The sequence below is a fragment of the Enterobacter sp. 2VL genome (assembly GCF_005503595.1).
Taxonomy (GTDB): Bacteria; Pseudomonadota; Gammaproteobacteria; order Enterobacterales; family Enterobacteriaceae; genus Enterobacter; species Enterobacter cancerogenus.
In genome coordinates this window covers 49,912-73,180 of the sequence record NZ_SCNE01000012.1, presented here as the reverse complement: position 1 = coordinate 73,180, position 23,269 = coordinate 49,912, and the positions used below count along the sequence as shown (strand labels likewise).

Genomic DNA, 23,269 nt, shown 5'->3' with positions numbered 1-23,269 from the left:
ATGAATGCGTAAATAAGCCGTCACGCTTCTGGCTTATTCGCGGGTGTGCGTAACGCCCGTGACAGGCTGAACCACGAGTACACGGCGTTAAACAGCACGACGCATGCCGTCACGATAAAGACGGTACGGAATCCGAAAGTGGCAGAGACCCCCGCGCCGACAAGCGGCCCGGTGACGTTGCCGATATCGCGAAATGACTGGTTGTAGCTGAATATCCGCCCGGAAATTTGGTTGGTGGAGTTATAGACCAGCAGGGTTTGTACCGCGGGAAGCAATGCGCCATCCGCCGCGCCCAGTAAAAAGCGCAGTACGCCCAGCTGCAACGGGGACTGTACCATCGACATCGGGATCAGCAGCAGGACAGAAATCACCAGGGCGCAGATCAGGATCTTCTCCGGGCCAACCCGATCGCCCAGCTTGCCAAGCCGCGGCGCGCTCAGAAGCGCTGCCACACCAGGTACCGAGGCGATAAGCCCGCTGATAAACGCGATATTACTGACATTTCCGGCAAGTTCACGCACGTAGAGCGTGAGGATCGGGGCGATCGACCCGGTTGCTACCTGGATAATCATGGTGGTGACGAACAGGCTCAACACCAGCCTGGGGTTTTTTAACGATCCCAGCACATCCCGGGCGTGGAGCATCTCTTTTTTGGGCACGGGGGTGAAGTTTTCGCGAATACAGGCAAGCGTAACGATAAAGCAGAGGAACAGGACGCTGGCGGTAATAAAGAATACCGGACGCAGGCCGTAGGTGTCCGCCAGCAGGCCGCCCGCAAGCGGCCCCAGCAGTGCGCCGCTCACGCCGCCGGTCGACAGCGTACCTAACGCCCAGCCGCTTTTATGGCGGGGGATCTGTGTAGCAATCAACGCATTGGCATTCGGGACAAAGCCGCCCAGCAGGCCAAGCAAGGCGCGCAATATCAGGAACTGCCAGACGTTCTGCGCCACCCCCATCAGCAGCATAATGATGGCCATCCCAAGCGCGGAGCGCAGCAGCATGATCTTTCGCCCCTTACGGTCGGCAAGACCGCCCCAGAACGGCGACGCAATGGCGGAAAACAGAAAGGTAATACTGAATACCAGCCCGGACCACATATTGAGCTCGCTGTGGCCCGTCACGCCAAGCTGTTCAACGTAAAGGGGGAGGAAGGGCATCACGAGGCTAAAGGCCGCACCGGTAAGAAACAGCCAAACCAGGCAACCGCGAGGTTACGTTTCCAGTTTATGGGGGCATCTGAGGGTGACATAACGTTCCGCATGATGAGGTGCAGCGCACCGTGAGCAGTAGGGTAATAAGCCTGCTAATTATGCGCCTGGGTTAGGGTTGTCGCAATGTCGGGGAGCGCTTAAAGCTAAAACAGGTGCGGCCAGGCTGGCCGCATCAGCATTAATAGCGAGAAGGTACGCCTTCGGGGCGCGTTTTAAAGCGGCGGTGCAGCCACATGTACTGCTCCGGGGCGAGCATGATGCACTTCTCGACCACGCCGTTCATCCAGCGAGCGGTGGTTTCCGCGTCGTCCAGCGGGGGAGCCATTTCTGGCTCCAGCATAATCAGCTGATAGCCTGAACCGTCCGGCTTGCGGCGGGGCACAAACGGAACAATTGCCGCTTTCGACATTCGCGCCAGCATCCAGGTACCGCTGGTGGTTGCAGCCTGCTCAACGGCGAAAAAGGGAACGAACACGCTGGCTTGACGACCGTAGTCGTGATCGGGGGCATACCAGATCACTTCGCCTGCTTTTAAGGCGCGGATCATGCCCTTGAGATCTTTTCGGTCAATCATGCTTTTATTGGAACGCATGCGGCCCCAGGTCTGCAGCAGATCAATCACCGGGTTATCGTTCGGACGGTATACGCCAATGCCCGGGGCCTGCATGCCAAACATCCGCGCACCAATCTCAAGCGTGAGGAAATGGATGCCGATCAGCAGCACGCCGGTCTGATTAGCCTGAAGGGTATGAACCGGCTCCATGCCGGTGCCGGCCACTTCCGTCCAGCGCGCCATGCGTTTATCGGACCAGAACCACGCCATGCCCGTCTCCATTAGGCCCATGCCGACGGATTCGAAATTCTTCACGACCATCTTATGACGTTCGGCTTCGCTCATCTGCGGGAAACACAGTTCCAGGTTGCGCCAGGCGATCCGCGCGCGGCGTTTCATCAAATGCCGGGCGAGATGCCCCAGCCCTTTCCCCAAACGGAAAATGACAGGATAAGGAAGTTGTACGATAAGCCACAACAAGCCAATGCCTAGCCAGGTTAACCAATAACGGGGGTGTAGGAGGGCGGCAGTAAATTTGGGTAACTGGGTCATGTCTGTCCTGTGTTCTAACGTCCTGAGTGGCCATTGTCTCATTTTTTGAGGCATTGCCAAAATATCTGTCTTCGAAACGCGCACGAATGCAGCAAATGTTAAGCCTGATTAATCAGACAGGGAGAAATGTAGCGTAAATTGTATGGATGTAAATTGTTATTGTTTGCTATATGATGCCGACCGAATTTTATTTCTCTAACGATTGCAGGACTTGTACACCATGCCAGTGTTACACAACCGCGTGTCGAATGAGATGTTGAAAGCGCGTATGTTGGCTGAGACCGAACCGCGTACCACCATCTCATTCTATAAATACTTCACCATCGTCGATCCGCAAGCGACCCGTGACGCCCTTTACCAGGCCTTCACGGCGCTGAACGTTTTCGGGCGCGTCTACCTGGCGCGTGAAGGGATCAATGCCCAGATTAGCGTGCCGGAAAGCAACGTGAACGCCTTTCGCGAGCTGCTTTACGGCTTTGATCCGGCGCTGAACGGGCTGCGCCTGAACATTGCCCTCGACGATGACGGTAAATCCTTCTGGGTATTGCGCATTAAGGTGCGCGAACGCATCGTGGCTGACGGGATCGACGATCCGAGCTTCAACGCCAGCGATGTGGGCGACTATCTCAAAGCGGCTGAAGTGAATGCGATGCTGGACGACCCGGATGCGGTGTTCATCGATATGCGTAACCACTACGAATACGAAGTGGGGCATTTTGAGAACGCGATGGAGATCCCGGCCGACACGTTCCGCGAGCAGCTGCCGAAAGCCGTTGAGATGATGCAGGAGCATAAAGATAAAAAAATCGTGATGTACTGCACCGGCGGGATCCGCTGTGAAAAAGCCAGCGCGTGGATGAAGCACAACGGTTTTAATAAGGTCTGGCACATTGAGGGCGGCATCATCGAGTATGCCCGCCGCGCCCGCGAGCAGGGGCTACCGGTACGCTTTATCGGGAAAAACTTCGTGTTTGATGAGCGCATGGGCGAGCGTATTTCCGAGGACGTCATTGCGCAATGTCATCAGTGCGGTACGCCGTGCGATACCCACACCAACTGCAAAAACGATGGCTGCCATCTGCTGTTTATTCAGTGTCCGGCCTGTGCCGAGAAGTTTAACGGCTGTTGCAGCGAGGTGTGCAGTGAAGAGAGCGTACTTCCTGAAGAGGAACAGCGTCGGCTGCGCGCGGGTCGTGAAAACGGCAATAAGATTTTTAACAAATCTCGCGGTCGTTTAAATACCAAATTGGGCATTCCTGACCCTGAATAATCGTCACGCCCGGCAAAGCGAGAGCCTGCCGGGCGTCATTATTACGACTTCTGCTGAACGCCTTCCACAGAAATTATCAGATCCACGTCCTGAGACGCCGGGCCTAAATCCGTCGTGATATTAAAATCTTTCAAACGAATTTTACCGGTCGCTTCAAAACCAGCGCGTTTACCACCCCAGGGATCGTCACCCTGGCCGATTAATTTCGCATCAAGGGTGACCGGTTTGGTCACGCCATTGAGAGTAAGGTTGCCGGTAATATCCAGCTTGTCGCCATCCTTTTTCACTTCAGTCGACGCGAATGTTGCCTGCGGGTATTTCGAGACGTTCAAAAACTCCGCGCTGCGCAGATGTTTATCACGTTCCGCGTGGTTGGTATCGACGCTGTTGGTATTAATGGTCACGTTCACTTTATCAGAGGCCGGGTTTTTCTCGTCAAAGGTAAAGGTACCGTCGAAATCATTAAAGCTGCCGTACAGCCAGCTATAACCCAGGTGCTGAATGCGGAAATTGACGAAGGCGTGCTGGCCTTCTTTATCAATTTTGTAATCAGCGGCCACGGCGGAACCCGTGGTGAATAACAGGGAACCTAATGCGATACCCAGCAGGCGTTTTTTCATTTTATGCTCCAGAGTCAACTGACGATCGGCCAAGCATGCGCTTAAGCGTGTCGTCTTTATCGATGAAATGGTGTTTAAGGGCAGCAAGCCCATGCAGGACGGACAGAATAACCACGCTCCACGCCAGCCACAGATGCACAATGCCCGCGATATCTGCCTGTGAACCCGCATCGGCCAGGGTAGCCGGGACGTCAAACAGGCCAAACACGCTGATGGGTTTGCCATCTGCTGTGGAAATTAAATAGCCGCTAATCAAAATGGCCAGCAGCAGGGCGTAGAGCGTAATGTGCGCGGCGGTTGCGCTCAGTCGTGTGAATTTGCTGTGGTTGTCGGGTGCCGGTGGTGGCGGGGAGATATGTCGCCAGATAATCCGAACCACCAATCCCATCATCAGCAGCACGCCAATGCTTTTATGCAATTCAGGCGCCTGGTGATACCAGCCGTCATAATAGCTTAACGTGACCATCCAGAGACCCAGCCCGAACATGGCATACACCGCCAGAGCGAATATCCAGTGTAAGAGCATGGATATCATTCCGTAGCGATGGGGGGAGTTACGCAATTGCATGAAAATTACCATTCTGAATAATTTGAACAATAAAAATGAACGGCTGGAAAAGATTATGCAACTTAAAAAATGAGATAATGATATTTATTTAATTTATTTCAGGTAATTTGAATGTCTTCTTTGAATGTATTTCAGTAGCTTCGTTCAATATTTTATGGGGAATATTGGAGGGAAATGGATTAACTCAATTAACCTAAAGTAATGTCAATATTTGTAAGCCCGCGCATTCAGTAAAACATCACATAAATAAAATCGATCAGCGCCAGCAGCGACCACAGCAGGATATAGAGCATGAAATGCTCACGGATATTATTAATAAGATAGCTAACGATCCTGCGCATCATTCCCCGCGAGTAAGCAAAGTCACAGGCCCCGGACATCCGGAGCCTGCGGGATATTATCGGTCAAAACGGGCGAGCGAGAAGGGAGTGAGATCAAACTGCGGCGTAATACCCTGGGCAAACTGGGCAGCAATTTCACCGAGGACAGAGGCAAACTTAAAGCCATGCCCGCTCAGGCCGGTGATGAGCAAGGTATTGTCATGGCCCGGCAGGCGATCGATGATGAAATCTTCATCCGGCGTGTTGTCGTAAGTGCAGGCTGCGCCGTAAAGCAAGCCACCGACACCCGGCAGAATATTGCGCAGGAACATAAAGGCTTCTGAGCCATCCTGCGGGTAAGCGCCAAAAGGTTTGCGATCTTCCGGTGAGGCGATGGTCTGCCCGCCGTTATGCTTGCCGATTTTCAGCGCGTCCTTCTCAGAAGGGAAGCCGTAAAACTGGTCGCCGTTAGGCAATTCGCCGGTAAACGCCGGGAATTTATTCTGGCTGCTGTAGCGGCCGTCGGACTGGAACCATGAGAAGACTTTACGCACCGGCTGAATGGGCAGGTCCGGCAGCAGTTTGGTCACCCACGTCCCTGCGCTGACAAGCAGGCGAGCGCCGTCGTAGTTGCCTTCAGGCGTCGTCACGGTCACGCCATCAGCATGATGGGTAATACCGGTTACCGGGCAGTTAAACAGTTGCCCACAGCCTACTTTTGCGGCCAGGTCGATCCAGGTCTTGATGGCGGTTTCACAATGCAGGACGCCGGAGTGCGCTTCATAAAGCCCGATATAGTCATCCGGCACGGTGATTTCCGGCCAGCGGCTCATCACGCCCTGCGCATCCAGACGCTCAACCTCAAGGTGAAATGCTTTCGCGCTCTGTTCCACCGAGGCGAGAAACGCAGAGTGGGCCGGGCCCAGGTTCACGACGCCGGTGCGCTCAAAAATGCGCTCTTCCGTCTGCTTCGCCAGTTCGTCCCACAGCGTCTGGGCACGCAGAACCAGCGGCACATAGCGCTCGCCTTCGCCGTAGGCATGGCGGATAAGGCGGGTATCGCCATGATGGCTACCTTCGGAATGCGGGGGAAGGTGGGCATCAATCATTAGCACCTTCATGCCTGCCTGCGTGGCGTAATAACCTGCGGCAGATCCGACGGAGCCGCTACCAATAATGATCAGGTCGTATTTCATGGTCATCTCGTTAACTAACGCTTTGTTAGCAGAGTAATTAACATCGGCGGGTTATACAAGGGAGAAATAAATAAGGCACCCCGAGGGTGCCTGTTGAGTGAAAAGTGGGCATGAAATTAATGCCGTTTATACTCATTTTCCTGATAGTCGCCAGATTCTATTTTGGCAATACCTGCCTCTAAAATAGAAATAAACTGACGGGCGACGTCTGTTGTAAGCCACAGCGTCTGTCCAACTTCCGCTTCTTCACGGTTGAGTTGACTTGGGGTCTGGTAGTGCAAACGCAGCATCAGCGCGTCGTAGCTGTCTACGGTGCTGATATCCCAGCCGACAAGCGGATGGGTCTGGATGACTTCACTATTCTTTTCCATTATAACCCCCTAAATGCGTGTTAGAAGACAACGGCTTTGAGGTTCAATGCATGTTTTTCTGAAAGCATCTTCAGTATATCAATAGATAAGGGTTCTTATGGGAAAAATAAATAGGTAGCAACACATTTTTCTGCATTTTAGGATTGTTCGAGCAATAAAACGCCATCTTGTTCACGATTTTTTAAGAAGATGCTGAATTAATCTGAACTAAAAATAAATGAGATGAAAAAAAGCCGGGGCGACCCGGCAAAAAACACAATGAGGGAGCAAGTGTTAATCGGTGATAAACCAGTCGTCAGCGCTTTCCCAGGTTTCCTGTAAAATTTCAGTGATACGCTCTTTATCTTCTTTAGCACCACCGATAACCGACAGGTTGTTCGCGGTCGCATAACGCACCGTTACGGGATTATCGTGATCGGGAAAATTTTCGTGAATACGACGGGATAGCTCGCCTGCCAGTGCATCAAGCGCGCCGGCAGGCAGAACGGTGGTTTTGGCAATGGTGACTTCAATACGCATAAATGCCCCCTGTGTAATATACTGTGCATTTATACAGGTATATTAGTGTTTTGACAACACGGGGGCGGGGTTTTTTAGCGTTTGACGGTCCACTGCACGGTTTCACCGGCGAGGAACGGGATCAGCGTGTCATCCGTAAGCGCGATCGCCTCTTCAACCTGGCTCGCTTTGCGTTCCAGCTCAATGAAGGTCTCATTGACCGGCAGGCCGTAGAAACGGGGGCCGTTCAGGGAGCAGAACGCCTCGAAATGCTCAAGGGCATTCATCTCTTCGAATACGGTGGCATAGCTCGCCAGGGCAGTAGGGGCGTTAAAACAGCCTGCGCAACCGCAGCTTGCTTCTTTACGGTGGCGGGCATGCGGCGCGGAGTCGGTGCCGAGGAATGCGCGGGAGAACCCGCTGGCAACCAGTTCACGCAGCGCCTGCTGGTGGAGGTTGCGCTTGAGGATCGGCAGGCAATAGAGGTGAGGGCGCACGCCACCGACCAGCATGTGGTTGCGGTTGAACATCAGATGCTGAGGCGTGATGGTGGCAGCAATCAGCTCATTGCCGTCACGGACATACTCTGCCGCATCTTTGGTGGTGATGTGCTCAAACACCACTTTCAGCGCGGGCAGGCGCTGGCGCAGCGGCTCCATCACCGTCTCTATGAACCGGGCTTCGCGGTCGAAAATATCGATATCCGCATGGGTCACTTCACCGTGCACCAGCAGCGGCATGCCCAGCTTCTGCATGCGTTCCAGCACCGGCATGATGGCATCAATGCTGGTCACGCCGTGGCTGGAGTTGGTGGTGGCATTCGCCGGGTAAAGTTTAGCGGCCGTGAACACCCCTTCGTTAAACCCGCGCTCCACTTCGTTCGGATCGAGAGAATCCGTGAGATAGCAGGTCATCAATGGCGTGAAATCCTGTCCTGCCGGGACCGCATCCAGAATGCGCTGGCGATAGGCGATGGCTGCATCGACGGTGGTGACGGGCGGAACCAGGTTTGGCATGACAATCGCGCGGCCATAAATTTCGCTGGTATAGGGCACGACGGTTTTGAGCATATCGCCATCACGCAGATGGATATGCCAGTCGTCAGGGCGGCGGATTTTAAGAACCTGGGATTGTGCAGTCATGGAAGCTCCGGCTTGAAAAGGATCAGTCATAAGAGGGCTGTTTTTGCCGGACACAAATCATAAGCGGAAACGTTTTCGTTTGCACACTTTTCCGTAAAAAAAAGGGCGCCTGAGCGCCCTGATGTTAATCGGTGAAAGGAATAATAATTTCGCCGGGTTTTACCTCAATGCCCTTGGCATACTTTTTAGCAAGCGACTCGCCCTTGCTCTTGTCTTCGCTGAGAACGTAGGCCGGTTGCTGGTTGAAGTAGTTGCGCAGCGACTGATTCAGGTAAGGCATGAGCGTCTGCAGTACCGGCTTCATCTTTTCCGGTGAGACAACCGCATCGACCACTTCCATCTCCTGAAGGAAAATCGCCCCTTTCTCTTTATTAAAGACTGGCAGCGCCTTCAGTTTGAGTTTGATATTGGCTTTCTGATTACCAAAGAGGGAGGTCATGTCCAGACTGGCGTCACCGGTAAGCGTGACTTTATTCGGCTCTTCACGTCCGATCTGGCTGACGAGATTGCTGAGGACGATGTGTGCGTCGGCAAGGCCCGGCACGCCAATGTCTTTGGAAAAGTTGTTATGTTTTTCCAGCGCCTGATTGATTTCCTGCTCACTGACGGTGTATTGGGTAAGCTGATTGCAGCCTACCAGCAAACCACTGACGATCAACGCAGCGGCAATAACAATTTTCTTCATAGTGTTCCTCAACGAAAAATCGGCGCTTCTGTCCTGTTGCGTCAGTATGTCAGTGTAAAATGGCAGAAACCAGCAGAAAAAACTGATAAGCGCGGCGGGAGGGGCCTCCCGCCGACGTGAGGTATTACGCGCCAGGCTCGAGCATGCCGCGCGCGCTGCGCTTCTGGCTGAACTGCCACCACAGGGCAATGAAGGTGATAAACCCCACCACGCCGAGCATGACCCAGGGCAGTTCCGGCTGGCTCATCGCTTTGCCTGCATCGAACAGCCAGCCACCGCCCGCATAGCCCAGCGCACCACCCAGTGCCAGGCCCAGACGGCTGAACCCCATATAGCTGCCGCGCGCCCGTGCATCCGCCAGCGAGGCGCTCAGGGTTTCACGGGCCGGTTCGGCGATAACAGAGCCGATGTAGAACGTGCAGATAAGCGTAAACAGCTGCTGAAGCGAGCTTACTAAACCGATGGGCATCATGCTCAGCGTCATGATCAGCAGGCCCGCCATCAGGCGGTGCTCAAGACGAAAGCGCCGTTCACTCCAGCGGGCAATCGGATAGAGCAGCGTGAGCGACAGGCAGGCTTCAATGGCGTACATCCATTTGACCGCAGTCGGCGTACCGGCGATGTCATTCACCATGATCGGTAGCATCAGCATCACCTGAACCGCCAGCATGTAGTAGCCGGTCAGGGTTAATACATAGGTCACAAAACGCTTATCGCTCAGCACGCGCCCAAGCCCTTCGCGCACCGGCGCTTTCACCGTCGACAGTTTCCACGCGGGCAGATACAGCCCGTTAAACAGCGCACACAGGATAAAGAGCACGGCACCGGTCGCGCAGACCAGACGGAAATCATACTGCAACAACCAGCTTCCCAGCAGCGCACCCACAACCGCGCCGGCGCTGTCCTGCATCATCAGAATGGAGAAGAAACGCCCCCGGTGCTGCGGACGAATTAACTTCACCACCAGCGCGGTACGCGGCGGGTCGAACAACGTGCCGCCAATGCCGGACAGGAAGCAGGAGAACCACAGCACCCACGGCTCATGGGCGATGGCCATCGTGGCAAAGCCTGCCGCGCGTAGCAGCATGCCGGTGACGATCATCGGTTTTGCGCCAAAGCGGTCGGCGATTGCGCCGCCAAACACGCCTAACCCTTGCTGAACAAGCTGGCGTAATCCCAGCGCAATACCGACCATTAATGCCGCCCAGCCCATTTGATCGACAAAACGGATCGATATCAGGGGAAACACGACAAAAAAGCCGAGCACGACCAGCATGTTATCGACGAGCAGGAAATATTTACCCAGGCTCCTGGCCTGTGATACGCGGGACATTTTCCCTCCAGGGAAAATAAGAAGGTGAGCACGCTAACATTCTGCGGTGTCGCCGCGCGTTTTCCCACCCCCGGGCGTGACAATATTTTTTTATCAAAAAGGTGCTTTGATAGAGAGTTCTCATCGAAAGTTGTGAAAAGAGGTGAAAATGGTATGTCACTGTTTTCACAGACGGCACTGCCGCAGGTATAGTAAAGCTAACAGGTAGAGCAGAAGCGACGGGAAGGAGTGGTATCGATGTTTGGCTATCGCAGTAATGTGCCAAAAGTGCGTCTGACAACGGACAGGCTGGTTGTTCGTCTGGTGCACGAGCGTGATGCCTGGCGTCTGGCGGATTATTACGCCGAGAATCGCCAGTTTTTAAAACCCTGGGAACCCGTTCGGGATGAAAGCCATTGCTACCCTTCCGGCTGGCAGGCGCGGCTCAGTATGATCGCGGAATTTCACAAGCAGGGGAGCGCATTTTATTTCGCGCTGCTGGATCCTGATGAAAAAGAGATTATCGGCATCGCCAACTTCTCTAACGTGGTGCGCGGGTCGTTTCACGCCTGCTATCTCGGCTACTCCATCGGCCAGAAATGGCAGGGGCAGGGTCTGATGTACGAAGCGTTAACGGCGGCAATCCGGTATATGCAGCGCACGCAGCATATCCATCGCATTATGGCGAACTACATGCCCCACAATCAGCGCAGCGGTAGCCTGCTGGCGCGGTTAGGGTTTGAAAAAGAAGGGTACGCCAAAGACTATTTGTTGATCGACGGTGAGTGGCAGGATCACGTCCTGACGGCGCTCACGGCTCAGGACTGGACGGCGGGTCGTTAAGGAGAAAAGATGAAATATCAGTTGAACGGTGCCGAAGCGCGCGTCATTGGATGCTTGCTGGAAAAACAGGTTACCACCCCGGAACAGTATCCGCTGTCGGTCAATGCCGTGACCATGGCCTGCAATCAGAAGACCAACCGTGAACCGGTGATGAATCTCGGGGAACATGAGGTGCAGGATTGCCTGGATGCGCTGGTCAAGCGCCACTACCTGCGAACGGTGAGTGGTTTCGGCAACCGCGTGACCAAATATGAGCAGCGCTTTTGCAACTCAGAATTTGGCGATTTGAAACTGAGCGCGGCAGAAGTGGCGGTGATTACCACGCTGTTGCTGCGCGGGGCGCAAACGCCTGGGGAACTGCGCACGCGCGCAGCGCGGATGCATGAGTTCCGCGATATGCAAGAGGTTGAGCAGACGCTCGAAGGGCTGGCCTCACGTGAAGACGGGCCATATGTGGTACGCCTGCCGCGTGAGCCGGGCAAGCGTGAAAGCCGCTATATGCACCTGTTTAGCGGAGAGGTGGATACGTCAACGGCAGCGGCAGAGCCTGACCTGGCAGCGGCGGATAACGGCCTGGCGGCGCGAGTGGCGGTGCTGGAAGACGAGGTCGCCGGGTTGAAACAGCGTCTGGATGCACTGCTGGCACATTTGGGGGATTAACGGTGGCAAAATTACGTGTAGGGGTAGTGGGGCTTGGCGGTATAGCCCAGAAGGCCTGGCTGCCGGTACTGAGCGTGGCGGCGGACTGGACGCTGCAGGGAGCGTGGTCGCCCACGCGTGAGAAAGCCGAGCGTATCTGCGAAACCTGGCGAATGCCCTGTGCGAGCTCTCTGCAGGATCTGGCTCGCGAGTGCGATGCGGTGTTTGTGCATACCTCGACAGCAAGCCACTATCAGGTGGTCAGCGAGCTGCTCAACGCCGGCGTTCACGTCTGTGTCGATAAACCGCTGGCCGAAAACCTACAGGATGCCGAACGCCTGATTGAACTGGCGGCACGCAAAAACCTGACGCTGATGGTCGGTTTCAATCGCCGGTTCGCGCCGCTCTATCAGCAACTGAAAGCGCAGCCCGGCACGCTGGCGTCATTACGTATGGACAAGCACCGAACCGACAGCGTCGGGCCTCAGGATCTGCGTTTTACCCTGCTGGACGATTATCTTCATGTGGTGGACACCGCGCTGTGGCTGACAAACGGTAACGCGCAGCTGAAAAGCGGGACCCTGCTGACGAACGACCAGGGGCATATGCTTTATGCCGAGCATCATTTCGCCGCGGAGCATCTGCAGGTGACGACCAGCATGCATCGCCGCGCCGGCAGTCAGCGCGAATCCATTCAGGCCGTGGCCGATGGGGCGCTGTATGACATTACCGACATGCGCGAATGGCGCGAAGAGAAGGGCAGCGGCGTGGTGACGCTGCCTGTTCCCGGCTGGCAAAGTACGCTGGAGCAGCGCGGGTTTGCCGGTTGCGCGCGCCACTTCATTACCTGCGTGCAAAATCAGACGGTTCCGGAAACGTCGGGCGAGCAGGCCATCATGGCGCAGCGTATCGTGGAAAAGCTCTGGCGTGACGCCATGAGTGAATAATTGTCTGTAACATCTGCCGATAGTAATTCCCTTAAATCCGGGTAGACTACTCGCTTCATCAACGCCTGCACTGCAGGCGTTTTGCCGTATGGTTGTGGAAATTCACGTTAATGAACTTATTAAAATCGCTGGCGGCAGTCAGCTCGATGACCATGTTTTCTCGCGTGCTGGGCTTTGCACGCGATGCCATTGTGGCACGGGTTTTTGGCGCAGGGATGGCAACTGACGCCTTTTTCGTCGCATTCAAGTTACCGAACCTGCTGCGCCGTATTTTTGCAGAAGGGGCTTTCTCGCAGGCGTTCGTGCCAATCCTTGCGGAATACAAAAGCAAGCAGGGCGAAGATGCCACGCGCGTCTTCGTGGCCTACGTCTCGGGCCTGTTAACGCTGGCGCTCGCCGTGGTTACGGTTGTTGGGATGCTGGCGGCACCGTGGGTGATCATGGTAACTGCCCCCGGTTTTGCCGATACGGCCGATAAATTTGCCCTGACCAGCCAACTGCTGCGCATTACCTTTCCTTATATCCTGCTGATCTCGCTCGCCTCGCTGGTGGGGGCCATCCTTAACACCTGGAACCGGTTTTCCGTTCCGGCGTTTGCGCCGACGTTCCTTAACGTCAGCATGATCGGGTTTGCTCTGTTCGCGGCGCCGCACTTCAACCCGCCGGTGCTGGCGCTGGCCTGGGCCGTGACCGTAGGCGGCGTGCTTCAGCTTGCCTACCAGCTTCCGCATCTCAAAAAGATTGGCATGCTGGTCCTGCCGCGCGTCAGTTTCAAGGATGCCGGAGCGATGCGGGTGATCAAGCAGATGGGGCCGGCGATTCTCGGCGTTTCCGTCAGCCAGATCTCCCTTATCATCAACACCATTTTCGCCTCTTTCCTGGTCTCCGGCTCGGTTTCGTGGATGTACTACGCAGACCGTCTGATGGAGTTCCCGTCTGGAGTCCTGGGCGTGGCGCTGGGGACCATCCTGCTGCCGTCGCTGTCGAAAAGTTTTGCCAGCGGCAACCATGATGAATATTGCCGTTTAATGGACTGGGGCCTGCGTCTTTGCTTCCTGCTGGCGCTGCCAAGCGCGGTGGCGCTCGGCATTCTGGCGAAACCGCTCACCGTGTCGCTGTTCCAGTACGGCAAGTTTACCGCGTTTGACGCCGCCATGACCCAGCGGGCGCTGGTGGCCTACTCGGTCGGCCTGATGGGGCTGATTGTGGTGAAAGTTCTGGCGCCGGGGTTCTATTCACGTCAGGACATCAAAACGCCGGTGAAAATTGCCATCGTGACGCTGATTATGACCCAGCTGATGAACCTGGCCTTCATTGGCCCGCTGAAGCATGCCGGGCTGTCGCTATCGATTGGTCTGGCGGCCTGTCTGAACGCCGGCCTGCTCTACTGGCAGCTGCGTAAGCAGGATATCTTTACCCCGCAGCCCGGCTGGATGCGCTTCCTGATCCGTCTGGTCATTGCGGTACTGGTGATGGCGGCGGCGCTGATCGGCATGCTGTATGTGATGCCTGAGTGGTCGCAGGGGACCATGCCATTGCGTCTCATGCGCTTGATGGCCGTCGTGGCAGTCGGCGTAGTGGCTTACTTCGCAACGCTTGCGGTGCTGGGATTCAAAGTCAAAGAGTTCGCCCGCCGCACGGTATAAACGCAAAAAGGGGAGTTCACCGAAAGGTGCTCCCCATTTGATGATGTGGCGCTAACGCGTCAAATCGAAATCTTTTTCCCGCCCGTTACGCGCGCGCTGGATGCCTGACCATCTGCACCATACAGACCTGTCTCTTTATGCGGTTTTAAAACCTCAAGCGCCTGCTGATTACGAATAATCTGCCCTTCCAGCAGCCAGCCATTGTGCTGGTTGAGATCGCGAAGGTGCTGGGTTTTTTCAGTAATGGTCTGCCAGCGCTCAAGGATCTCATCGTTGGCGCTGCGCTGAGGATCTTGCTCTGCACGACGTTGCTGCTCGAGATAGTCCAGCGTCGCCAGCAGCGAACTTTTATCTTCGGTAATGCGTTGTAACGCACTGCCGTTGACCTGTCCGGAAGACAGGTGCTGCTGTTCTGCGTCCATAACCGTTTTCAGGTCATTCAGGACAACCGTCATTTGATCCAGTATTTCTGACAGTCGACTCATACGGTTAGTTACTCTGCAGGAAACTCTGTGCATCCTGAATCAGCGCATCAGCAATTTTGCTGGTGTCCATTTTCAGTTCGCCGTTACGGATCGCCGTTTTCAACGCTTCAACACGTTCCATGTTGATGTCGTTGCTGCCGGGCTGCATCAGTTTGGCCTGAGCGTCGCTGAGGGTCACGCTGGTGCTGTGGGCCGTGGACGGTTTTTCCAGACGCGCTTTCTGTGGCGTAGCGTCATTCGTTTCGCGAGGCTGTACAGTGCTAACCGGCTTCAGGGCTGATGTACGATCAATGCTCATAGTGGTGTCCTCATCGAGGGTTCGCGGCGTTTGCGCCTGACATCATCATTTGTTGATTATTTATCGGCAGTCGCCGCGAAATCTTTAAAAGATTATAGGTTAATCAGAATATTCCCATCAGAACCGACGGTTCCACTGACCACCTGGCCCGAGGACATTCTTACCCGGGCATTTTGCGCCACGGCCGCATTGTTCAATGCCTTCCCTTCACTGTTGATGCTAAAGCCGTCACCGTTAGCCACAACCATCACCTGCTGACCCGCCTTCACCCGCCACGCCTGACGGATCATCGAGAGCTGGATTGGCTGGCCTGGGGCAACGTCCCGCAGGCTTACGGCGTCCTGCGCCTGGTTAATATCCAGCATCGTTCGCGGAGGCAACTGGTCAAGACGGCCGCGTTTTAACGTCACGCTGCTGGCCTGCAGCTGGCTTCCCCGAACAATCGGCTGAGCGGCGACAACATAATTCCCCGTCGCCTGAACCGCAACCTGCAAATAGCGTTTTTCATTCGGACAGCGGGCCTGCACGTTCACATTGCCCCACAGCTTTGCGCTGCCGGTCACGCTGAAAGAGGGGGTTTCGCAGGACGGCAGAAGGTTGGGCGGCATGCGTACGCTGACGGTCACTTCATCGCTAAAACCGGCCAGCTGCTGGGCAAAATAAGCGTTGAGCTGTGCCTGCAAATCTTCTGCCTGCGCCAGTGGGCTTAAAAACAGTAAGGTTGCCGCCAGGCCTTTCGTTAACGTCCGCATCGCAAGTTCCACCGTGTCCAGAGTTTGAAGGATTTTACCCGCAGTGGATTTCCATCAACGCAATAAATAGCGACGCATTTTGCGCTTATTCCTTCGATAGGGGTGACGGGTTGAGATTTAAGCTGTGAACTGAAATTTTCCCATCAGCGGAGGAGACATGCTCGATAAACTCGATGCCGCGCTACGTTTTCAGCAGGAAGCGCTCAATTTACGCGCCCAGCGGCAGGAAATCTTAGCCGCCAATATTGCCAACGCCGATACCCCAGGGTACCAGGCGCGCGATATTGATTTTTCCAGTGAGCTTAAAAAAGTGATGGAGCGTGGACGTGCCGAAGGAACGGGTGTGGCACTTGCCATGACATCCTCACGCCACATTCCCGCTCAGGCAATGACCGCACCGACAGCCGATTTACTTTACCGCATTCCCGATCAGCCCTCGCTTGACGGTAACACCGTCGACATGGACCGGGAGCGCACACAGTTTGCCGACAACAGCCTGAAGTACCAGATGGGCCTGACCGTTCTCGGCGGGCAGATCAAAGGCATGATGAACGTCCTGCAGGGGGGCAACTGATAAATGGCCTTGCTGAACATTTTTGATATCGCCGGATCGGCGCTAACGGCGCAGTCCAAACGCCTTAACGTCGCGGCCAGTAACCTGGCGAACGCCGACAGCGTGGCCGGTCCTGACGGACAGCCTTATCGTGCGAAACAGGTGGTCTTTCAGGTGGATGCTGCACCGGGCGCGGCGACGGGCGGCGTGAAAGTTTCTGATGTGGTGGAGAGCCAGGTACCGGACAAGCTGGTGTATGAGCCGGGTAATCCGCTCGCGGACGCCAACGGGTACGTGAAAATGCCGAACGTGGACGTCGTGGGTGAAATGGTGAACTCCATGTCCGCCTCGCGCAGCTATCAGGCAAACGTCGAAGTGCTTAATACCGTGAAGAGCATGATGCTCAAAACACTCACTCTCGGCCAGTAAAGGAGACACGAATGTCCATTGCCGTAAATGTGAATGACCCGACAAACTCGGGTGTCGGCGGCACCAGCAGTGCCACGGGCTCCAGCTCCCTGACGGGAAGCAACGCCAGCGATCTGCAAAGCAGCTTTCTGACGCTGCTGGTGGCCCAGCTGAAAAACCAGGACCCGACCAACCCAATGCAGAACAACGAACTGACCACGCAGCTTGCGCAGATCAGCACCGTTAGCGGCATTGAAAAGCTCAACACCACGCTTGGCTCGGTCTCCGGGCAAATCGACAGCAGCCAGTCGCTGCAGGCGGCGAACCTGATTGGCCACGGGGTGATGATCCCGGGCACGACGATCCTCGCGGGCAGCTCCACAACCGATGGCAACACCACCACGTCCACCACGCCGTTTGGGGTTGAACTCCAGCAGCCGGCGGACAAAGTGACGGCGACCATCACCGATGCCAACGGCGCGGTGGTTCGCACCATTGATATTGGTGAACTGAAAGCGGGCGTCCATACCTTCACCTGGGATGGCAGCATGACGGACGGCACCACGGCACCAAACGGTTCGTATAAGGTCGCGATCAGCGCCAGCAACGGAACCACCCAGCTGGTCGCCCAGCCGCTGCAGTTCGCGCTGGTTCAGGGCGTGATCAGAGGTAGCGACGGCAACAAACTGGATTTGGGTACCTCGGGTACCACCACGCTCGACGAAGTTCGGCAGATTATCTAAGCCTTAACACTTATCAGGAGTAAGTCATGGCCTTTTCTCAAGCGGTCAGCGGCCTGAATGCTGCGGCCACCAACCTGGACGTCATTGGCAACAACATCGCCAACTCCGCGACCTATGGTTTTAAATCCGGCTCCGCCTCATTCGCCGACATGTTTGCCGGTTCCAAAGTCGGCCTGGGTGTGAAAGTTGCTGGCATCACTCAGGACTTCACCGACGGCACCACCACCAATACCGGTCGCGGTCTGGACGTGGCGATCAGCCAGAACGGTTTCTTCCGCATGGTGGATGCAAACGGTTCTGTCTTCTATAGCCGTAACGGCCAGTTCAAACTGGATGAAAACCGTAATCTGGTGAACATGCAGGGCCTGCAGCTGACCGGCTACCCGGTGGCGGGTACACCACCAACCGTGCAGACCGGTGCGAACCCGCAGGCGATCAGCATTCCGACCACGCTGATGGCGGCGAAGTCCACCACCACGGCGTCCCAGCAGATCAACCTCAACTCCACCGATACCGCGCCAACTACCGCGTTCGATGCGACTAACCCGGATACCTATAACAAAAAAGGGACCGTCACTGTTTTTGACAGCCAGGGTAATGCGCACAACATGAACCTGTATTACGTCAAGGACGCGACGCCGGCTAACTCCTGGAAAGTGTATGCCCAGGACGGAAGCGTGGCGGGCAGCCCGGTCTCTCTGGCGACCACGCTGACCTTTAACGCCAGCGGCGTACTGACCGGCGGCGGCAATGTCAATATCACCACGGCGACGGTGACCGGCGCAACCCCGGCCACGTTCGCGATGAGCTTCGCAAACTCCATGCAGCAAAACACCGGTGCAAACAACATCGTGGCGACCAACCAGAACGGCTATAAGCCGGGCGATCTGGTGAGCTACCAGATCAACGATGACGGCTCCGTGGTGGGTAACTACTCCAACGAACAGACTCAGGTACTGGGTCAGATCGTGCTGGCAAACTTCGCCAACAACGAAGGGCTGAAGTCAGAAGGGGACAACGTCTGGTCTGCAACGCAGTCTTCCGGCGTGGCGCTGCTGGGTACGGCGGGTTCCGGTAACTTCGGTACGCTGACGAACGGCGCGCTGGAAGCCTCGAACGTGGATCTGAGTAAAGAGCTGGTGAACATGATCGTCGCGCAACGTAACTACCAGTCGAACGCGCAGACCATCAAAACCCAGGATCAGATCCTCAACACGCTGGTTAACCTGCGTTAAGCGGCTAACAGGAACGCGCAATGGATCACGCAATATATACGGCGATGGGCGCGGCAAGCCAGACGCTCAATCAGCAGGCCGTTACCGCCAGCAACCTGGCCAACGCCTCCACGCCCGGCTTTCGTGCGCAGCTGAATGCGCTGCGCGCGGTGCCGGTAGAAGGGCTTTCTCTGCCGACGCGTACGCTGGTCACAGCCTCCACGCCCGGTGCGGATATGACGCCGGGCCAGATGGACTACACCTCGCGTCCGCTCGACGTGGCGCTGCAGCAGGATGGCTGGCTGGCCGTGCAGACGGCAGACGGCAGCGAAGGGTATACCCGCAACGGTAATATCCAGGTGAGCGCGACCGGGCAGTTGACCATCCAGGGGCATCCGGTCATGGGCGAAGCCGGTCCGCTGACCGTGCCTGAAGGCTCAGAGCTGACCATCGCGGCAGACGGGACGATCTCGGCGTTAAACCCGGGCGACCCGGCGAACACCGTTGCGCCCGTCGGACGTCTGAAGCTGGTTAAAGCCGACGCACGGGAAGTACAGCGTGGCGATGACGGGATGTTCCGTCTGACCCAGGCGACCCAGGCGACGCGCGGTGCGACGCTACAGGCCGACCCGAGCATCCGCGTCATGTCGGGCGTGCTGGAAGGCAGTAACGTCAAGCCGGTCGAAGCCATGACCGATATGATCGCCAGCGCGCGTCGCTTTGAAATGCAGATGAAGATCATCAGCAGCGTCGATGAAAACGCGAACAAAGCTAACCAACTTCTGGCAATGAGTTAACAGGACTTCCTATGATCAGTTCTTTATGGATCGCGAAAACCGGCCTCGACGCACAGCAAACCAATATGGACGTGATTGCCAACAACCTGGCAAACGTCAGCACCAATGGGTTTAAGCGTCAGCGCGCGGTATTCGAAGATTTGCTTTACCAAACCATTCGCCAGCCGGGTGCGCAGTCTTCTGAGCAAACGACGCTGCCGTCCGGTTTGCAGATTGGTACCGGCGTACGCCCGGTTGCCACCGAGCGTCTGCACAGCCAGGGCAACCTGTCCCAGACCAACAACAGCAAAGATGTGGCGATCAAAGGCCAGGGTTTCTTCCAGATCCAATTGCCTGACGGAACCTCGGCGTATACCCGCGACGGCTCCTTCCAGGTGGATCAGAACGGCCAGCTGGTCACGGCGGGCGGTTTCCAGGTGCAGCCTGCGATTACCATCCCGGCCAACGCCCTGAGCATCACCATTGGCCGTGACGGCGTGGTGAGCGTGACCCAGCAGGGCCAGGCGGCCCCGGTTCAGGTTGGGCAGCTCAACCTGACCACCTTCATGAACGATACCGGTCTGGAAAGCATTGGTGAGAACCTCTACACCGAGACGCAATCCTCCGGTACGCCAAATGAAAGTACGCCAGGCCTCAACGGCGCGGGTCTGCTGTACCAGGGCTATGTCGAAACCTCTAACGTCAACGTTGCGGAAGAGCTGGTGAATATGATCCAGGTCCAGCGCGCGTATGAAATTAACAGTAAAGCAGTGTCGACGACCGACCAGATGCTGCAAAAACTGACGCAACTCTAAGGGGTCGCCCGGTGCGGTGAACGCCGCGCCGGTGCCCTTTTTTCAAAGATGAAGGCAATGCAAAAAAACGCGGCGTTTCGTTATCCAATACTGACCGTTCTGGCCGTCACCCTCAGCGGATGTGCCTGGATCCCGTCTAAACCGTTGGTGCAGGGTGCGACTACCGCCCAACCCGTTCCTGGCCCCGCGCCCGTTGTGAACGGCTCCATTTTCCAGACCGCGCAGCCGATTAACTACGGTTATCAGCCGCTGTTTGAAGACCGTCGCCCGCGTAATATCGGCGATACCTTGACCATTGTGCTGCAGGAAAACGTCAGCGCGAGCAAAAGCTCGTCTGCCAATGCCAGCCGCGATGGCAAAACCAATTTTGGCTTCGATACCGTTCCTCGCTACCTGCAGGGCCTGTTTGGCAATGCGCGTGCCGATGTCGAGGCGTCTGGCGGCAATACCTTTAATGGTAAAGGTGGCGCGAACGCCAGCAATACCTTCAGCGGTACGCTGACGGTCACGGTTGACCAGGTTCTGGTTAACGGCAATTTACACGTTGTGGGTGAAAAGCAGATCGCGATCAATCAGGGCACTGAGTTCATCCGCTTCTCCGGTGTGGTTAACCCTCGCACCATCAGTGGCACCAATACCGTGCCGTCCACTCAGGTGGCGGATGCGCGCATTGAGTACGTCGGCAACGGCTACATCAACGAAGCGCAAAACATGGGCTGGCTGCAGCGCTTCTTCCTTAACTTATCGCCGATGTAAGCGAGGTGACCTATGTATAAATTCCTCTTCGCCATGGTGTTGGCTCTGGGCGCGACCTGCGCCCACGCCGACCGCATTCGCGATCTCACAAGCGTACAGGGCGTGCGAGAAAACTCACTGATCGGCTATGGACTGGTCGTGGGGCTGGACGGGACGGGCGACCAGACCACCCAGACGCCGTTTACCACCCAGAGCCTGAACAACATGCTCTCCCAGCTCGGTATTACCGTGCCGACTGGCACCAACATGCAGCTGAAAAACGTGGCGGCGGTAATGGTGACCGCCTCCTTCCCGGCGTTTGCGCGCCAGGGGCAGACCATCGATGTCGTGGTTTCGTCGATGGGTAACGCCAAAAGCCTGCGCGGCGGTACGCTGCTGATGACCCCGCTTAAAGGTGTCGACAGCCAGGTGTATGCGCTGGCGCAGGGGAACATCCTGGTCGGCGGGGCGGGTGCATCGGCGGGGGGCAGCAGCGTGCAGGTTAACCAGCTTAACGGCGGGCGTATCACCAACGGGGCAATCATCGAACGTGAACTGCCGACCCAGTTTGGCTCAGGCAACACCATTAACCTGCAGCTGAACAACGAAGATTTCACGATGGCGCAGCAGATTGCGGACACCATCAACCGCAGCCGCGGCTACGGTAGCGCCACCGCGCTGGATGCCCGTACCGTGCAGATCCGCACCTCGACGGGCAATAGCAACCAAGTACGCATGCTGGCAGACATCCAGAATATGGAAGTCAACGTGCCGGTGCAGGATGCAAAAGTGATTATCAACTCGCGCACCGGGTCGGTGGTCATGAACCGCGAAGTGTCGCTGGACAGCTGTGCCGTGGCGCAGGGCAACCTTTCGGTCACGGTTAACCGCAGCGCCAACGTCAGCCAGCCGGACACGCCGTTTGGCGGTGGTCAGACGGTGGTGACGCCGCAAACGCAGATCGATCTCCGCCAGAGCGGCGGTTCGCTGCAAAGCGTGCGCTCCAGCGCTAACCTGAACAGCGTGGTACGCGCACTCAATGCGCTCGGCGCGACGCCGATGGATCTGATGTCCATTCTGCAATCGATGCAAAGTGCAGGCTGTCTGCGTGCCAAACTGGAAATCATCTGATGCTGACCGATAGCAAACTGCTGAGCAGTGCCGCCTGGGATGCCCAGTCGCTTAACGAGCTGAAAACCAGCGCCGGGAAAGATCCGGCGGGCAATATCCGTCCGGTGGCTCGTCAGGTCGAAGGGATGTTCGTGCAGATGATGTTGAAAAGCATGCGTGAGACCCTGCCGAAAGACGGGCTTTTCAGCAGCGACTCAACGCGTCTGTACACCAGCATGTATGACCAGCAGATTGCGCAGCAGATGACGTCCGGAAAAGGACTCGGTCTGGCCGACATGATTGTCAAACAGACCGAAGCCGCGCAGGGCATTCAGCCGGAGAACCCGCCGCAGGTGCCGATGAAGTTCGACCTGGAAACGGTGACCAGTTATCAGAATCAGGCCATGACGCAGATGGTGCGCAAGGCGATTCCGAAGCCAACGCCGACCAGCGATGAGCCGCTCACCGGCGACAGCAAAGACTTCCTGGCGCAGCTTTCACTGCCCGCACGCCTTGCAAGCCAGCAGAGCGGCGTGCCTCATCACCTGATTCTGGCGCAGGCCGCGCTGGAGTCCGGCTGGGGGCAGCGGCAGATCCGTAAGGAAAATGGCGAGCCGAGCTTTAACATCTTTGGCGTGAAGGCAACCTCCAGCTGGAAGGGGCCAACAACGGAGATCACCACCACCGAGTACGAGAATGGTGCGGCGGTGAAGGTGAAAGCCAAATTCCGCGTCTACAGCTCCTACCTTGAAGCCCTGTCGGACTATGTGGGCCTGCTGAGCCGTAATCCGCGCTATACCGCCGTGACTCAGGCCGCCACGCCAGAGCAGGGCGCGCAGGCGTTGCAGAATGCCGGCTACGCGACCGATCCGAACTACGCGCGCAAGCTCACCAGCATGATCCAGCAGCTGAAATCGATGGGTGAGAAGGTCAGCAAGGCCTATAGCACAGATATCGAAAATCTGTTCTGAAAGTTCTCAAGTCCCGGTGGAGGCTGCCGATAACCT

At 56.3% G+C, this 23,269-nt stretch carries 27 protein-coding genes and 1 pseudogene; 14 read left to right on the top strand and 14 right to left on the bottom strand.

The window, feature by feature from the left end; all coding sequences use genetic code 11:
- Positions 1–20: 20 nt before the first annotated feature.
- Both mdtG and FFS28_RS20220 read right to left on the bottom strand, forming a co-directional pair.
- Positions 21–1,249, bottom strand: a pseudogene (gene mdtG / locus FFS28_RS20225) (multidrug efflux MFS transporter MdtG).
- A 140-nt stretch (positions 1,250–1,389) separates the two neighbouring features.
- Positions 1,390–2,316 (bottom strand): Kdo(2)-lipid IV(A) acyltransferase, encoded by a 927-nt coding sequence (locus FFS28_RS20220; RefSeq protein ID WP_137903812.1) that lies wholly within the window; start codon positions 2,314–2,316, stop codon positions 1,390–1,392.
- A gap of 220 nt (positions 2,317–2,536) precedes the next feature.
- Between FFS28_RS20220 and trhO the strand changes: the two genes are divergently transcribed.
- Positions 2,537–3,586, top strand: a complete 1,050-nt coding sequence (gene trhO / locus FFS28_RS20215; RefSeq protein ID WP_137903811.1) for an oxygen-dependent tRNA uridine(34) hydroxylase TrhO — start codon at positions 2,537–2,539, stop codon at positions 3,584–3,586.
- Between the two features lie 41 nt (positions 3,587–3,627).
- On the opposite strand, the gene FFS28_RS20210 is transcribed toward trhO, so the two are convergent.
- The 9 genes from FFS28_RS20210 to mdtH form a co-directional block, all read right to left on the bottom strand.
- Positions 3,628–4,206, bottom strand: a complete 579-nt coding sequence (locus tag FFS28_RS20210; protein WP_137903810.1) for a YceI family protein — start codon at positions 4,204–4,206, stop codon at positions 3,628–3,630.
- A gap of 1 nt (position 4,207) precedes the next feature.
- A complete protein-coding gene (locus FFS28_RS20205) occupies positions 4,208–4,774 on the bottom strand; it encodes a cytochrome b (RefSeq protein ID WP_137903809.1) in 567 nt (188 codons plus the stop codon).
- A gap of 227 nt (positions 4,775–5,001) precedes the next feature.
- Positions 5,002–5,115 (bottom strand): YceO family protein, encoded by a 114-nt coding sequence (locus FFS28_RS20200; RefSeq protein WP_042320499.1) that lies wholly within the window; start codon positions 5,113–5,115, stop codon positions 5,002–5,004.
- 56 nt (positions 5,116–5,171) lie between these two features.
- Positions 5,172–6,290 (bottom strand): N-methyl-L-tryptophan oxidase, encoded by a 1,119-nt coding sequence (gene solA / locus FFS28_RS20195; RefSeq protein ID WP_137903808.1) that lies wholly within the window; start codon positions 6,288–6,290, stop codon positions 5,172–5,174.
- A gap of 116 nt (positions 6,291–6,406) precedes the next feature.
- Positions 6,407–6,661, bottom strand: a complete 255-nt coding sequence (gene bssS / locus FFS28_RS20190) for a biofilm formation regulator BssS (RefSeq protein WP_006174649.1) — start codon at positions 6,659–6,661, stop codon at positions 6,407–6,409.
- A gap of 273 nt (positions 6,662–6,934) precedes the next feature.
- Positions 6,935–7,180 (bottom strand): DNA damage-inducible protein I, encoded by a 246-nt coding sequence (dinI, locus tag FFS28_RS20185; RefSeq protein ID WP_137903807.1) that lies wholly within the window; start codon positions 7,178–7,180, stop codon positions 6,935–6,937.
- Positions 7,181–7,254: 74 nt separating this feature from the next.
- The gene (gene pyrC / locus FFS28_RS20180; protein ID WP_137903806.1) at positions 7,255–8,301 is read right to left on the bottom strand and encodes a dihydroorotase; all 1,047 of its coding nucleotides are present in this window, start codon (positions 8,299–8,301) and stop codon (positions 7,255–7,257) included.
- A 124-nt stretch (positions 8,302–8,425) separates the two neighbouring features.
- Complete coding sequence (locus tag FFS28_RS20175; protein WP_137903805.1) at positions 8,426–8,986, bottom strand: lipoprotein; 561 nt, start codon at positions 8,984–8,986, stop codon at positions 8,426–8,428.
- 124 nt (positions 8,987–9,110) lie between these two features.
- Positions 9,111–10,319, bottom strand: coding sequence for a multidrug efflux MFS transporter MdtH (gene mdtH / locus FFS28_RS20170; RefSeq protein ID WP_137903804.1), 1,209 nt, complete (start codon positions 10,317–10,319; stop codon positions 9,111–9,113).
- A gap of 237 nt (positions 10,320–10,556) precedes the next feature.
- On the opposite strand from mdtH, the gene rimJ reads away from it, so the two are divergent.
- The 4 genes from rimJ (at position 10,557) to murJ (ending at position 14,373) form a co-directional block, all read left to right on the top strand.
- A complete protein-coding gene (gene rimJ, locus FFS28_RS20165; RefSeq protein WP_006174655.1) occupies positions 10,557–11,141 on the top strand; it encodes a ribosomal protein S5-alanine N-acetyltransferase in 585 nt (194 codons plus the stop codon).
- Positions 11,142–11,150: 9 nt separating this feature from the next.
- Complete coding sequence (locus FFS28_RS20160; protein ID WP_006174656.1) at positions 11,151–11,801, top strand: YceH family protein; 651 nt, start codon at positions 11,151–11,153, stop codon at positions 11,799–11,801.
- Between the two features lie 2 nt (positions 11,802–11,803).
- Positions 11,804–12,727, top strand: coding sequence for a Gfo/Idh/MocA family protein (locus FFS28_RS20155; RefSeq protein ID WP_058609157.1), 924 nt, complete (start codon positions 11,804–11,806; stop codon positions 12,725–12,727).
- A 110-nt stretch (positions 12,728–12,837) separates the two neighbouring features.
- Positions 12,838–14,373: a murein biosynthesis integral membrane protein MurJ gene (gene murJ / locus FFS28_RS20150; protein ID WP_088207511.1), complete on the top strand. Its 1,536-nt coding sequence runs from the start codon at positions 12,838–12,840 to the stop codon at positions 14,371–14,373.
- 59 nt (positions 14,374–14,432) lie between these two features.
- Here murJ and flgN read toward each other — a convergent pair whose 3' ends face one another.
- From flgN to flgA, 3 genes are all read right to left on the bottom strand, one after another.
- Positions 14,433–14,858 (bottom strand): flagella biosynthesis chaperone FlgN, encoded by a 426-nt coding sequence (flgN, locus tag FFS28_RS20145; RefSeq protein WP_006174659.1) that lies wholly within the window; start codon positions 14,856–14,858, stop codon positions 14,433–14,435.
- A gap of 4 nt (positions 14,859–14,862) precedes the next feature.
- Positions 14,863–15,156 (bottom strand): flagellar biosynthesis anti-sigma factor FlgM, encoded by a 294-nt coding sequence (gene flgM, locus FFS28_RS20140; protein ID WP_006174660.1) that lies wholly within the window; start codon positions 15,154–15,156, stop codon positions 14,863–14,865.
- A gap of 92 nt (positions 15,157–15,248) precedes the next feature.
- Positions 15,249–15,908 carry a flagellar basal body P-ring formation chaperone FlgA gene (gene flgA, locus FFS28_RS20135; RefSeq protein WP_137903803.1) on the bottom strand — a complete coding sequence of 220 codons (660 nt, stop codon included), beginning with the start codon at positions 15,906–15,908 and terminating at the stop codon, positions 15,249–15,251.
- A 157-nt stretch (positions 15,909–16,065) separates the two neighbouring features.
- On the opposite strand from flgA, the gene flgB reads away from it, so the two are divergent.
- The 9 genes from flgB to flgJ are packed head-to-tail and all read left to right on the top strand — an operon-like array spanning position 16,066 to position 23,233.
- A complete protein-coding gene (gene flgB / locus FFS28_RS20130; protein WP_006174662.1) occupies positions 16,066–16,482 on the top strand; it encodes a flagellar basal body rod protein FlgB in 417 nt (138 codons plus the stop codon).
- Positions 16,483–16,485: 3 nt separating this feature from the next.
- A complete protein-coding gene (gene flgC / locus FFS28_RS20125) occupies positions 16,486–16,890 on the top strand; it encodes a flagellar basal body rod protein FlgC (RefSeq protein WP_137903802.1) in 405 nt (134 codons plus the stop codon).
- 11 nt (positions 16,891–16,901) lie between these two features.
- A complete protein-coding gene (gene flgD / locus FFS28_RS20120) occupies positions 16,902–17,612 on the top strand; it encodes a flagellar hook assembly protein FlgD (protein ID WP_006174664.1) in 711 nt (236 codons plus the stop codon).
- A 26-nt stretch (positions 17,613–17,638) separates the two neighbouring features.
- Positions 17,639–18,847 carry a flagellar hook protein FlgE gene (gene flgE / locus FFS28_RS20115; RefSeq protein WP_137903801.1) on the top strand — a complete coding sequence of 403 codons (1,209 nt, stop codon included), beginning with the start codon at positions 17,639–17,641 and terminating at the stop codon, positions 18,845–18,847.
- 20 nt (positions 18,848–18,867) lie between these two features.
- Positions 18,868–19,623 carry a flagellar basal body rod protein FlgF gene (locus FFS28_RS20110; protein ID WP_058609154.1) on the top strand — a complete coding sequence of 252 codons (756 nt, stop codon included), beginning with the start codon at positions 18,868–18,870 and terminating at the stop codon, positions 19,621–19,623.
- Positions 19,624–19,634: 11 nt separating this feature from the next.
- Positions 19,635–20,417, top strand: coding sequence for a flagellar basal-body rod protein FlgG (gene flgG / locus FFS28_RS20105; protein WP_006174667.1), 783 nt, complete (start codon positions 19,635–19,637; stop codon positions 20,415–20,417).
- Between the two features lie 57 nt (positions 20,418–20,474).
- Entirely contained in the window at positions 20,475–21,173 is a 699-nt protein-coding gene (flgH, locus tag FFS28_RS20100; protein ID WP_058609153.1) for a flagellar basal body L-ring protein FlgH, read from the top strand.
- A gap of 12 nt (positions 21,174–21,185) precedes the next feature.
- Positions 21,186–22,283 (top strand): flagellar basal body P-ring protein FlgI, encoded by a 1,098-nt coding sequence (locus tag FFS28_RS20095; protein WP_058609152.1) that lies wholly within the window; start codon positions 21,186–21,188, stop codon positions 22,281–22,283.
- Positions 22,283–23,233, top strand: a complete 951-nt coding sequence (gene flgJ, locus FFS28_RS20090; RefSeq protein WP_137903800.1) for a flagellar assembly peptidoglycan hydrolase FlgJ — start codon at positions 22,283–22,285, stop codon at positions 23,231–23,233. The genes FFS28_RS20095 and flgJ overlap by 1 nt, the downstream gene beginning before the upstream one ends.
- Positions 23,234–23,269 lie beyond the last annotated feature (36 nt).

Bases quoted from the DNA above. Each gene is read 5' to 3' on its own strand.
- FFS28_RS20220 (WP_137903812.1), bottom strand. From the start codon at position 2,316: ATGACCCAGTTACCCAAATTTACTGCCGCCCTCCTACACCCCCGTTAT.
- trhO (WP_137903811.1), top strand. From the start codon at position 2,537: ATGCCAGTGTTACACAACCGCGTGTCGAATGAGATGTTGAAAGCGCGT.
- FFS28_RS20210 (WP_137903810.1), bottom strand. From the start codon at position 4,206: ATGAAAAAACGCCTGCTGGGTATCGCATTAGGTTCCCTGTTATTCACC.
- FFS28_RS20205 (WP_137903809.1), bottom strand. From the start codon at position 4,774: ATGCAATTGCGTAACTCCCCCCATCGCTACGGAATGATATCCATGCTC.
- FFS28_RS20200 (WP_042320499.1), bottom strand. From the start codon at position 5,115: ATGCGCAGGATCGTTAGCTATCTTATTAATAATATCCGTGAGCATTTC.
- solA (WP_137903808.1), bottom strand. From the start codon at position 6,290: ATGAAATACGACCTGATCATTATTGGTAGCGGCTCCGTCGGATCTGCC.
- bssS (WP_006174649.1), bottom strand. From the start codon at position 6,661: ATGGAAAAGAATAGTGAAGTCATCCAGACCCATCCGCTTGTCGGCTGG.
- dinI (WP_137903807.1), bottom strand. From the start codon at position 7,180: ATGCGTATTGAAGTCACCATTGCCAAAACCACCGTTCTGCCTGCCGGC.
- pyrC (WP_137903806.1), bottom strand. From the start codon at position 8,301: ATGACTGCACAATCCCAGGTTCTTAAAATCCGCCGCCCTGACGACTGG.
- FFS28_RS20175 (WP_137903805.1), bottom strand. From the start codon at position 8,986: ATGAAGAAAATTGTTATTGCCGCTGCGTTGATCGTCAGTGGTTTGCTG.
- mdtH (WP_137903804.1), bottom strand. From the start codon at position 10,319: ATGTCCCGCGTATCACAGGCCAGGAGCCTGGGTAAATATTTCCTGCTC.
- rimJ (WP_006174655.1), top strand. From the start codon at position 10,557: ATGTTTGGCTATCGCAGTAATGTGCCAAAAGTGCGTCTGACAACGGAC.
- FFS28_RS20160 (WP_006174656.1), top strand. From the start codon at position 11,151: ATGAAATATCAGTTGAACGGTGCCGAAGCGCGCGTCATTGGATGCTTG.
- murJ (WP_088207511.1), top strand. From the start codon at position 12,838: ATGAACTTATTAAAATCGCTGGCGGCAGTCAGCTCGATGACCATGTTT.
- flgN (WP_006174659.1), bottom strand. From the start codon at position 14,858: ATGAGTCGACTGTCAGAAATACTGGATCAAATGACGGTTGTCCTGAAT.
- flgM (WP_006174660.1), bottom strand. From the start codon at position 15,156: ATGAGCATTGATCGTACATCAGCCCTGAAGCCGGTTAGCACTGTACAG.
- flgA (WP_137903803.1), bottom strand. From the start codon at position 15,908: ATGCGGACGTTAACGAAAGGCCTGGCGGCAACCTTACTGTTTTTAAGC.
- flgB (WP_006174662.1), top strand. From the start codon at position 16,066: ATGCTCGATAAACTCGATGCCGCGCTACGTTTTCAGCAGGAAGCGCTC.
- flgC (WP_137903802.1), top strand. From the start codon at position 16,486: ATGGCCTTGCTGAACATTTTTGATATCGCCGGATCGGCGCTAACGGCG.
- flgD (WP_006174664.1), top strand. From the start codon at position 16,902: ATGTCCATTGCCGTAAATGTGAATGACCCGACAAACTCGGGTGTCGGC.
- flgE (WP_137903801.1), top strand. From the start codon at position 17,639: ATGGCCTTTTCTCAAGCGGTCAGCGGCCTGAATGCTGCGGCCACCAAC.
- FFS28_RS20110 (WP_058609154.1), top strand. From the start codon at position 18,868: ATGGATCACGCAATATATACGGCGATGGGCGCGGCAAGCCAGACGCTC.
- flgG (WP_006174667.1), top strand. From the start codon at position 19,635: ATGATCAGTTCTTTATGGATCGCGAAAACCGGCCTCGACGCACAGCAA.
- flgH (WP_058609153.1), top strand. From the start codon at position 20,475: ATGCAAAAAAACGCGGCGTTTCGTTATCCAATACTGACCGTTCTGGCC.
- FFS28_RS20095 (WP_058609152.1), top strand. From the start codon at position 21,186: ATGTATAAATTCCTCTTCGCCATGGTGTTGGCTCTGGGCGCGACCTGC.
- flgJ (WP_137903800.1), top strand. From the start codon at position 22,283: ATGCTGACCGATAGCAAACTGCTGAGCAGTGCCGCCTGGGATGCCCAG.